This is a genomic window from [Mycobacterium] manitobense (assembly GCF_025821665.1).
GTDB lineage: Bacteria > Actinomycetota > Actinomycetes > Mycobacteriales > Mycobacteriaceae > Mycobacterium > Mycobacterium arseniciresistens.
This window is the reverse complement of the sequence record NZ_JACKSJ010000098.1, coordinates 77929-88222: the sequence shown is the minus strand read 5'-3', so window position 1 is coordinate 88222 and position 10294 is coordinate 77929. Positions and strand designations below refer to the sequence as shown.

8 protein-coding genes are annotated in these 10294 nt (G+C 70.1%); 1 reads left to right on the top strand and 7 read right to left on the bottom strand.

Features of this window, described 5'->3' with window-relative positions; all coding sequences use genetic code 11:
* From H7I41_RS13190 to H7I41_RS13160, 7 genes are all read right to left on the bottom strand, one after another.
* A partial coding sequence (locus H7I41_RS13190; protein ID WP_264013038.1) for an AAA family ATPase occupies positions 1–1167 on the bottom strand: 1167 nt, incomplete at its 3' end.
* A 46-nt stretch (positions 1168–1213) separates the two neighbouring features.
* Positions 1214–1879, bottom strand: a complete 666-nt coding sequence (locus H7I41_RS13185) for a nitroreductase (protein ID WP_264013037.1) — start codon at positions 1877–1879, stop codon at positions 1214–1216.
* A gap of 54 nt (positions 1880–1933) precedes the next feature.
* Entirely contained in the window at positions 1934–3367 is a 1434-nt protein-coding gene (locus tag H7I41_RS13180; RefSeq protein ID WP_264013036.1) for a purine-cytosine permease family protein, read from the bottom strand.
* Positions 3368–3375: 8 nt separating this feature from the next.
* Positions 3376–6159: a helix-turn-helix transcriptional regulator gene (locus H7I41_RS13175; RefSeq protein ID WP_264013035.1), complete on the bottom strand. Its 2784-nt coding sequence runs from the start codon at positions 6157–6159 to the stop codon at positions 3376–3378.
* 40 nt (positions 6160–6199) lie between these two features.
* Positions 6200–6544, bottom strand: a complete 345-nt coding sequence (locus tag H7I41_RS13170) for an AtuA-related protein (RefSeq protein ID WP_264013034.1) — start codon at positions 6542–6544, stop codon at positions 6200–6202.
* Positions 6541–7851, bottom strand: coding sequence for an acyclic terpene utilization AtuA family protein (locus tag H7I41_RS13165; RefSeq protein WP_264013033.1), 1311 nt, complete (start codon positions 7849–7851; stop codon positions 6541–6543). Before H7I41_RS13165 ends, H7I41_RS13170 begins: the two co-directional genes overlap by 4 nt.
* 19 nt (positions 7852–7870) lie before the next feature.
* Positions 7871–9208, bottom strand: coding sequence for a CitMHS family transporter (locus H7I41_RS13160; protein ID WP_264013032.1), 1338 nt, complete (start codon positions 9206–9208; stop codon positions 7871–7873).
* Positions 9209–9301: 93 nt separating this feature from the next.
* Between H7I41_RS13160 and H7I41_RS13155 the strand changes: the two genes are divergently transcribed.
* A complete protein-coding gene (locus H7I41_RS13155; RefSeq protein ID WP_264013031.1) occupies positions 9302–10270 on the top strand; it encodes a LysR family transcriptional regulator in 969 nt (322 codons plus the stop codon).
* The last annotated feature ends 24 nt before the right edge of the window (positions 10271–10294 follow it).

Sequence of the window (10294 nt, the reverse complement as noted above, 5' to 3'; positions counted from 1 at the left end):
GGCCGCGATGCCGCCGCGGCTCTGCGCACGATCGGCCGAGGCTTCGAGTTCGGCGGCGACGGCGTCGTCGGGTCCGGTGGCCGCGGTGGCGGCGTGCCAGGCCCGACGGTCGGGGTCGAGCTCCGGGTCGGTGGCGTCGGCCAGCGCCTGATGCACGGCGCGGCGTTCGGAGAGGTCGGCCGCGCGGTAGACGGCCGAGCGCACCAGCGGGTGGCGGAACCGGATCCGGCCCGCGAACTCGATCAGCTCTTCGGCCTCGGCGGGGCCGAGCGCGCCGACCGGAATCCCGAGATGAGTTGCGGCGCCCAGGAACACGGCGGCGTCGCCGACGGGTTCGGCGGCCGCGAGCAGCAGCAGTTTGCGGGTGTCGTGCGGCAGCGCCTCGATGCGGCGGATGAAGCCCTCTTCGATCTGGCCCGCTGACCGGCCGGCGCCGACGGCGAAGTAGCCGCCGCCGAGTTCGGACGACGGGTTGTTGCGCGGCACTTCCAGCAGGGCCAGCGGGTTGCCCCGGGTCTCGGCGACCACGCGGTCGCGCACCCGCGGGTCGATGCGGCCCACCATCACGGAGTCGAGCAGCTCGCGGGCGTCGCTGTCGGACAGGCCGCCGACGGCCAGTGTGGGCAGGCCGGCCAGCGCCTCCGCGCCCTCGTCGCGCGCCGCGCACACGATGGCGACCGGCTCGGCGAGTAGCCGGCGGGCGACGAACGCCAGCGTCTGCACCGACACCTCGTCGAGCCACTGGGCGTCGTCGACGATGCACAGCAGGGGTTGGTCGTCGGCGGCGGCGGCCATCAGGCTCAACACCGCGAGCCCGACGAGGAACCGGTCGGGGGTCGGGCCCGCACCGCGGCCGAAGGCGACGTTGAGTGCCTCGCGTTGGGGTTCGGGCAGCGAGTCGAGCTGCCCGAGCAGCGGCGCGCACAGTTGCTGAAGGCCTGCGAAGGCGAGTTCCATGTCGGATTCCACGCCGCCGACGCGGGCGATGTGGAATCCGGCGGCGCTCTCGACGAGCTGTTCGAGCAGGGCCGTCTTGCCCACGCCGGCCTCGCCGCGCAGCACCAGGGCCTGGCCACTGCCGGACCGCGCCGCCGCCAGCAGTGCGCGCAGCGCTTCGGATTCGCCGGAGCGTCCGCGTAACCGTTGCCCTCGGCCTCTGCCTGCCATCGCCTCCACCGTGGCGACGACCCTACCGGCAAGGCTCGGCCGGCCGTCAGTCTGTGATGAAGGTGACGGTCTCCTCGAGCGGTGCGCGGCCGGTGCGGGGAAGCGCCTTGGTGACGTCCTCGTAGCCGATCGACATGCCGCAGAACAGCATCAGGTGCTCGGGCGGCGAGATGGCGTCGGCGACCGTCCGTCGCACCTGTGACCACGCCATCTGCGGGCAGCTGTGCAGACCTTCGGCGCGCAGCAGCAGCATCACTGTCTGCAGGTACATCCCGAGGTCCGACCACTGGGCCACCCCGAGCCCGCGGTCGATGTAGCAGAACAGGGCGGCCGGGGCGCCGAAGCAGTCCCAGTTTCCGATCGCGGCGCGGATGCGGGCCTCCCAGTCCCCGCGCTCGATACCCAGCGCGGCGTAGCGCTCCTTGCCGAATGCGGCCCGCCGATCGGCGTAGGGGGACGTCATGTCGGGCGGGTACATCACGTACTCGCGCTCGTCCCATGGGTCACCCGCGGCCACCCGTTCGACGGCGATCTTCTTGAGCCGGGCCAGCGGTTCACCGGTCAGCACGTAGATGTGCCACGGCTGGATGTTCGATCCCGACGGGGCCCACGCCGCCGCCGACAACACCTTCTCCAGGGTCTCCATCGGCACTGGGCGGTCGGTGAATCCGCGGACCGCGCGGCGGGTGGTCACTGCCTCGTAGACGTCCATGCATCAAGCGTGGTCTCCGCGGCGGTCGAGGGGACCCCGGAAAGTTCGTGGTCGTCACCCTGGACTTGCGCCCGCGGTGACCTCGGCTCGCCCGCTCAGGAGGCGGTAGCCGCCGTACAGGACGGCGGCGACCAGGAAATTGACCAGATAGGCGATGTCAGCGCCGTGCCAGGCCCGCGCGACCGGTCCCTCGATCAGCGAGGTGTACATGAACGGGATCGCGGCGACGTAGGCGAGCACGAACACCGCCACCGCGACCAGTGCGTTCCGGCGGTCCGGGGACTCCTCGGCCGGGTCGATCGTCGCCCGTTGTCCCCGGGCCCTGATCAGCCAGTCGACGATCACCACCGCGACGAACGCCGGTACCCAGTAGCCGACCATCAACAGCACGTCCTGGAACCGGCTGGCCGTGTGCGCCGCGTGCAGCCACAGGATCAACGCGAAGGCGAGCGCCGCAACGATGACGGCCGAGACCGGTCTTCGCACCCGCACGCCCAGGGTCTGCAGAGCCAGCGATCCGCCGTAGTCGGTCATCACCCCTGACCCGATGGACGCCAACGCGATGACGAGCAGCGCGACGCCGCCGAGCACGCCGCCGCCCATCACCGCGCGCACACCTTCGGCAGTGTGGTCGGGCAGCACGTTTCCCGCGGCGATGCCAATGCCCTGGACGAAGATGTAGGCCGACACGATCGCGCCGAACACGAAGCCGAACACGCGGGTGGGCGAGGACTCCGCGGGCAGGTAGCGGGAGAAGTCGGCGGCGTAGGTCGTCCACGACACCGCGAGACTGAACGCGATGGTCACCTCGAGGACGAACGCACCGGTGAGGTCGGCACCCGATACCGTTGTGGGCGTGATGATCTCGTGGCCGGTGACGAGTTTCGCCGCGAATGCCACGAAGGTGGCGAACAGCACCACCGTCAGCACTGCCTGCACGCGGTGGATCAGTTCGTAGCCGATGTAACCGATGACGCCCTGCGCGCCGAGCACGAGCAGCGCCGCCAGCCAGAACGGCAGACCGAGCAGCGCCGAGAGCGCCTCCGCACCGAACAGTCCCACCAGCGCGTCCCACGCGATCGACGACAGCCACTGCAGCGACGCCGGCAGTGCGACACCGCCGCCGAACGCCATCCGCGACATGGGCAGCTGGGCCGTGCCGGTACGTGGTCCCCAGGTGGAGAGGTAGGCCACCAGCGCCGCGCCGAGCACCGTGCCGATCGCCATGGCCAGCAGGCCGAGCCAGAAGCCGAGGCCGAGCGCGATCGCGAGCGTGCCGGTGAACAGGCCGGCCATGTTGACTTGCGGCGCGAACCACACGGTGAACAGCCGACGGGGTGTGCCGTAGCGTGCGCCGACGGGGATGGGTGCGATGCCCTGCGTCTCGACCGACAGGTCACCGGCGGCCGTGGGCCGGTGCCCGCTGAACACGCGGCGGGCCAGAGGATTCGGTCTCCTCGGGTTCAGATCCTGCCCGCCGGGGCGCATTGCCTGAACTACGCCATCGTGCGCAGCTGTCTGCGCGAGCTGATGCCGAGCTTGACGAACACCTTGCGCAGGTGCCACTCCACGGTGTGGGTACTGAGGAACAGCTGGGCGCCGATCTCCTGGTTGGTCAGACCGTCGGCGGCCAGCCGCGCGATCTGCGACTCCTGTGCCGTGAGCTCGTCGCCCGAGCGCAACGGCTGCTTGCGCACCTTCTCACCGGCGGCCAGCAGCTCGCGCCGGGCCCGTTCCGCGAACGCCTGCGCCCCCATCCGGCTGAACATCTCGTGCGCGTCACCGAGGTGCTTTCGCGCATCCGATCGGTGATTTCCGCGGCGCAGCCACTCGCCGTAGCGCAGGTGGGAACGGGCGAGTTGCACGACCACCCTGGTGCCCGACAGGCGATCGATGGCCTCGTTGAACAGCGCGTCGGCGTCGTCGTTGTCGGCGAGCAGCGCCTGTGCCCCGGCCAGCGCGCCCAGCCCCCACTCGGTGCCGCTGTCACCGGCGCGCCGCTCGAGCCGCTGCACCGCCTCCTCGGCGGCATCCTGCTCGCCGAGGTGGGCGGCGGCCTCGGTCAGCTCCAGCAGGCACCAGCCGGAGAAACCGAGGTCGTCACTCTCACAGGCCCGGCGCGCGCCGGCAAACGCCTCCTCGTAGCGGCCGAGTCCGTTGGCCAGGATCGCGGCGGTGTACCCGGTGAGCCCGCGCAGCCGGCCCTCCCCCTTGGCCGTGGCCATGCCGGTGGCGACGTCGATCAGCGCCGCCGTCTCCTCCGGATCGCCACGCCACGCCGACAGGTGCAGCCGGTGGTACTTGACGGGTTTGTGGTTCGTCGCGGTGGATATCGCCTCGGCCTCTTCGAGAAGGGTTGCGGCGTGCTCGAATTCACCGGTCAGCACATGCATGCCCGCACGGAACGCGAGGGCGGACGGCAGGATGGCGAGCGCGCCCGCGTCGCGCACGTTGCGGACCATGGCGGTCGCGAGGCGATGCATCACCTCGTCGTCCCACAGCTCGCCCGCAGCGGATTCCTGGACGATCGGGAACGCCAGCGACAGCCAGCGCAGCGCCTCGCCGTCGTTGCGCTGCGCGTGGGTGCACCACGATTCGAGTGCGGTGCGCAGCCGGTCGGCGCCAGCGGTCAGGCCGTCGATGATCAGGTCGGCCATCCCGCCGAGCAGGAGATCGGTGGGGCGGTGCGGGTCGGCCACGCGGCCGACCGCGCGCCGGGCCGACTCGGCGGCCACGACGAGCGCCCCTGGCGGGGCGCACTGCGACGCGTACATCGCCGCCGCCAGCGCCTCGAGGTGCGCCTCGCGTGCCGATTCGTCATCGAGCGTCTCCAATTGCCGCGCGGCGTCGAGCAATTGGGCGGCCGCCGCGGCGAGCTGGGGCGCTCCGGGAGCGCCACCCCGACCGCGGGTGAACTCCATCTGAGCGCGCAGCCAGGCCATCTCGGCGCTCAGCGACTCGCTCAGCGGACTGGACTCGGCGATCGCGAGCAATTCGTATGCCGCTTCATATGCCGCCGCGTCGCGTTTCGCCCTGGCGGCGGCGACGGCCCTTGCTCCGCGCAGCCGGGGGTCGGCGCTGAGGGCCACGGCACGCTCGAGGAAGGTCGCCGCCGCCGCGATCCCGCCGCGGCTCTGCGCCCGGCCGGCCGAGGCCTCGAGTTCAGCGGCGATGTCGTCGTCGGGGCCGACGGCGGCGTTGGCCGCGTGCCACGCCCGCCGGTCCGGGTCGAGGTGCGGGTCGGTCACCTCGGCGAGCGCGCGGTGTACCGCCCTGCGATCGGTCAGGTCCGCCGCACGGTAGGCGGCGGACCGCACCAGCGGGTGGTGGAACCGGATGGTTGGACCGAACTCCAGAATGCCGGCCGCCTCGGCAGGTGCCAGCGCGTCGACCGAGATGTTCAGCGCGGCGGCGGCACGCAGCAGCAATCCGGCGTCGCCGACGGGTTCCGCGGCCGCCGCGAGCACCAGCAGCCGGGTGTCGCGGGGAAGCAACATGATGCGGCGTAGGAAGCTCTCCTCGACGTGTCCGGCGGACGGCCGCGTGATCGATGTGCCGAAGCCGCCGACGAGTTCGGCCGCGGAGACGTTGCGGGGCACCTCGAGCACGGCCAGCGGGATGCCGCGGGTCTCGGCGATGATGCGGTCACGCACCCGCTCGTCGATGCGTCCGATGACCACGCTGTCGAGCAGATCACGGGCGTCGCTGTCAGGGAGGCCGCCGACCTCGAGTTCAGGCAGTCCGTGCAGCACCTCGGCGCCGTGCTCACGCGCCGCGAACACCAGCGCCACCGGTTCGGCGAGCAGCCGACGCGCGACGAATCCGAGCACCTGTGTCGAAACCTGGTCGAGCCACTGCGCGTCGTCGACGACGCACAGCAGCGGCTGGTCTTCGGCAGCAGCCGCCAGCAGGCTGAGCACCGCGAGGCCGACGAGGTAGCGGTCGGGCACCGGCCCGACGCCGCGGCCGAACGCCACCGCGAGCGCGTCGCGCTGGGGCTCGGGCAGCCCCTCGACGTGCGACATCAGCGAGGCGCAGAGTTGCTGGAGGCTGGCGAACGCGAGTTCCATGTCGGACTCCACGCCCGCGACATGCGTGATGCTGAAGCCGCGGGCCTCATCGATCAGGTAACCGAGAAGTGCGGTTTTGCCCGCGCCGGCCTCGCCACGCAGCACCAACACCTGGCCGCTGCCCGACCGCGCGCTCGACAGCAGGCGACGAAGTTCCTCGCACTCGTCGCCACGCCCGCGCAGCCCTCGACCCCGACCCGTGTTTGCCATCCGCGCTATCGTTGGTTTCGTTTCGCGGATAACCGTACGCCTATCCCACGTCGGCGTCAGCCCCGGTCGGCGGTGCGGGGATCCGCATGCCCAGTAGCCGGGAGCTGAGTGATTTGCCGTGACTGTCGAGGGCCAGCGATGTGGTGACGCCCCCGCCGAGTGCATGGCTGCAGACGAACTGCAATCCGCAGATCGAGGGGACTTCGTAGCGGACGACGTTGCCGGTGATGTGATCCGCGAGGTGGCCGCGGACTCGGTCGGCGGTCACGTGAGCGGCCAGCCACCGGTAGTGCTCGTCGTCGAGGGGAAACACCGACAGGATGGCGGTGTCGCCCTTGTCGCCCGCGCGCGCATGGGCGATCTCGCGGAGGTGCACAGTGGTCATGTTGTCTCCAGAACTTCTGTGTGCGAGACGACGTCGTTTCTGTCGATGAACGTAGACAGGATGCCGATGACGTCGGTGACCGTGGTCCGGACTCCCCCGCCGCCGGCGGGCCCGTTGAGATAGAGCGACTCGACTTCGCGGGTCACGTGTTCGGCGTGATCGGAAGAGTCGGTCATGGCGGCGACCCGTAGCCGGCATTCGCCGTTCGACATCGAGTTCGGGGTGTCCAGGGTGCCGATCAGGTCGATGCGCGGGTCGATTCCGCTGCGCCGAATCCGTGCCGCCGCAATGTCACCCGCCAGACGGGCGCGGTCGACGCAGCCGAGTCCGGCATAGGAGATCTCCGCTTCGCCACGGAAGCCGGCTCGATACCCGACGCTGACCTTCAATTCCTCAGGCCGGCGCCGCCCTACCGCGCCGCCGACATGCACGCGGTCCGGTGCCACTTCCTTCAGTGCGACGCCGTAGACGTCGAGGGTGACGTCCGGGGTCTTGTACGCCCCGGGATCGCCGAGTTCGTAGAGCAGTTGCTCGCGTACGGTTCTCCGGTCGATCAGGCCGCCGGTGCCGTCGAGCTTGCCGATCGTCATCGTGCCGTCACGGGCGATGTCCGCGAAGGGCAGCCCGAGGACGTCCAGCCCGGGGACCGATTTGTAGCCGGGGTCGGCGAAATAACCGCCGCTGACCTGAGTTCCACATTCCAGCAGATGCCCGGCCAGGGTGGCGGCGGCCATCATGTCCTCATCGTCGATGTCCCACCCGAACCTGTCGATGAGCGCCGCGACGAAGAGCGACGGATCGGCCACCCGGCCAGTGATCACCACGTCGGCGCCCGCCCGCAGTCCCGCCAGCAGGCTGTCGGCGCCCAGATAGGCGTTGGCCGATACGATTTCGCCGTGCGACGACAGTGGTTTGCCGTCCTCGAGGGCAGGCGCCTCGTGATCGATGAGGTCGAGCACGTCGTCGCCGGTGACGACGGCGACCCGGCAGCGCAGCCCGTACTCCTCGGCCACCCGCAGAGCCAGCCGGCCAGCCGCAGGCGGATTGGCCGCACCCAGGTTGCTCAGGATCCGGACCCCGCGCGGAATCGCCTCGGGCAGCAGCGCCCGGAATCGCTGCTCCGCGTGCAGATCGTAGCCACGCGAGGGGTCGACGCGCCGCCGTGAGTGGGCGAGCGCGATGGTGCGTTCGGCCAGGCATTCCAGCACGAGGTCGTTCAACGCGCCGTCGCGCACCAGGTCGACCGCCGCGTCGATGCGGTCCCCGGCGAACCCCGCACCTGATCCGATCCGAACGGTGTCGCTCACTGACGTCGTCCTCTCGTCTCTACAGGCTCAGCGCGCCGGTGAGCAGGGCCACCGCGGTCATGACGAGCGTTGTGGCGAAGGCCCACAGGAAGATGTAGCGCTGGTGCTTACCCAACTCCACCTGCGCCATGCCGACGAGGATGAAGGTGGATGCCGTCAATGGGCTGAGCGGGAAGCCCGTCGTCATCTGACCGAGGATCGCGGCGCGGCCGATCTCCGCAGGATCCCCGCCGAAGGACGCCGTGGTCTCGGCGAGTACGGGCAGGACGCCGAAGTAGAAAGCGTCGGGGGTGAAGACGAGGCTCAGCGGCATCGACACGATGGCCGTGATCACGGGCAGCAGGCCGGCCGAGCTGTCGGGCACGATGCCCACCAGTGCCTGCGCCATCGCCTCGATCATCCCGGTTCCGGCGAGGATGCCGGTCAGCACACCGGCCGCGAAGATCATCGACACCACCAGCACGACATTGCCGCCGTGCCGCTCGAACAGCTCTCGCTGTTGTTGCCAGTTCGGCACATTCACTGCCACCGCGAGAGCGAACGCGATGACGAACGCCACCTCCAGCGGCATCAGCTGGAAAAGCAGCACGACGACCAGGGCAAGGGTCAGCACGACGTTGAAGACCTGCCTCACCCGCTCGATCACCCGCCGCCGGGTGGAGAGGTCGTCCTCATGCACTGTTCCCGGGCCGCCGGCCGGCTTGGTCGACGGCAGATCGGCCGCCGCGTCCTCGATGTCGCAGACCCCGATTTTGGACCGCTCGCGGCGCCCGATCAGGTAGGCGGCGAGCAGGACCCACGCGATGCCTGCGCCCATCGCAGGCAGGACCGGGATGAACAGGTCGGCGTTGGACAAGTCGAGCGAGGCCATGGCGCGCACCGTCGGCCCACCCCACGGGATCATGTTCATCACACCCGCTGCCAGCGCCACCACGCCGGTGAGCACCAGCGGCCGCATCCCGATCCGCTTGTAGATGGGCAGGAACGCCGAGACCGTGATCAGGAAGGTCGACGCGCCGTCGCCGTCGAGTGCCACGAGCAGGGTGACGAGCGCCGTGCCGACGGTGATCTTCATGGGGTCGCCGCCGGCCCACGAGACGACCCGCTTGATCACTGGGTCGAACAGCCCCAGGTCCACCATCAGGCTGAAGTAGAGCACCGCGAAGGCGATCATCACGGCGACGGGCGCGACCTTGAGCACCCCTTCGCCGATGAACTCGCCGAGCTGTCCGCCGTGGCCACCGATGAGGGCGAAGACGATGGGCACCAGCACCAGACAGACCAGCACCGAGGCCCGCGTCCACAACGTCAGCGCGAGGAACGTGCCTATCGTCAAGAATCCGAGCGTCGCCGTCATCTCTGCTCCTGTAATGCCGATCACATTTCGTAGCGAGTATGGGACGGTCGACCTACTCGCGTCCAACATGAATACGGCATAGATTCATGAGCTGTGCGCATAGACGTGACGTTGAGCCAGCTCGAGGCCATAGTCGCCGTGGCCGAGGAACGCAGTTTCACGCGGGCGGCCGAGGTCCGGCTGATGACCCAGTCGTCGCTGAGCCGGACCGTCGCACAGGTCGAACGGATCTGCGGGGTCCGGCTGTTCGAGCGCACCACGCGGCAACTCGAGCTGACCGGCGAAGGCGAGCACTTCGTCCGGATGGCACGCGCAGTGCTGCACAGCTACGCGAAGGAGACCGCAGACTTCGCGGCGTTCCTGTCCGGCACGAAGGGCGTCCTCCGCCTCGCTGCGTTGCCGTCGCTCGCCGTCTCGCTCCTGCCGCCGATGATCACCCGGTTCAGGGCCCGGCACCCCGACATCATGGTGGAGGTCGAGGACGTGCTCGCCGGGCAGGTGCTCGACGACGTACGCAGCGGCGCGGTCGATCTGGCGGTCACCGCCGAACCACCGGAGTCGCTACGCGCCGCCATGCTGGCGGCCGGGATCCGCTTCGACGCCATCGCCGTCGACCACTTCTACTGCGTGCTGTCCGACGGCCACCGCCTGCTCGACCGGCCGACCATCGACTGGACCGACCTCAACGGCGAGGCCTTCATCGCCTTCGACGAAACGAGTTCGGTACGCCGGATCGTGGACCAGGCGCTCGTAAGCCGCGGCGTCACGCCGGCACGCCTGATCAGCGCGCGCAACGTCACCTCGATCGCCGGCCTCTGCGCCGCGGGCCTCGGGGTGTCCGCGGCGCCCGGCTTCGTCCTTCCTCTGATGACAGTCCCGGGGGTGACCACCCGACCGATGGCCGGCGAACCCGTGACCCGCCGGATCGGGGTGCTGCGCGACACCCGGCGACGACCGGCGCCGCCCACCCGTCATTTCCTGGACATCGTCGACGGCGTGGCGGCGGAGATCGAGCTTCCGGTCGGCGCGTACTGGACCATCCCAACGGGTCGCCGCGACTGATCGGGGACAGCGGTGCGCCTCTCG

Bases quoted from the DNA above. Each gene is read 5' to 3' on its own strand.
- H7I41_RS13185 (WP_264013037.1), bottom strand. From the start codon at position 1,879: ATGGACGTCTACGAGGCAGTGACCACCCGCCGCGCGGTCCGCGGATTC.
- H7I41_RS13180 (WP_264013036.1), bottom strand. From the start codon at position 3,367: ATGCGCCCCGGCGGGCAGGATCTGAACCCGAGGAGACCGAATCCTCTG.
- H7I41_RS13175 (WP_264013035.1), bottom strand. From the start codon at position 6,159: ATGGCAAACACGGGTCGGGGTCGAGGGCTGCGCGGGCGTGGCGACGAG.
- H7I41_RS13170 (WP_264013034.1), bottom strand. From the start codon at position 6,544: ATGACCACTGTGCACCTCCGCGAGATCGCCCATGCGCGCGCGGGCGAC.
- H7I41_RS13160 (WP_264013032.1), bottom strand. From the start codon at position 9,208: ATGACGGCGACGCTCGGATTCTTGACGATAGGCACGTTCCTCGCGCTG.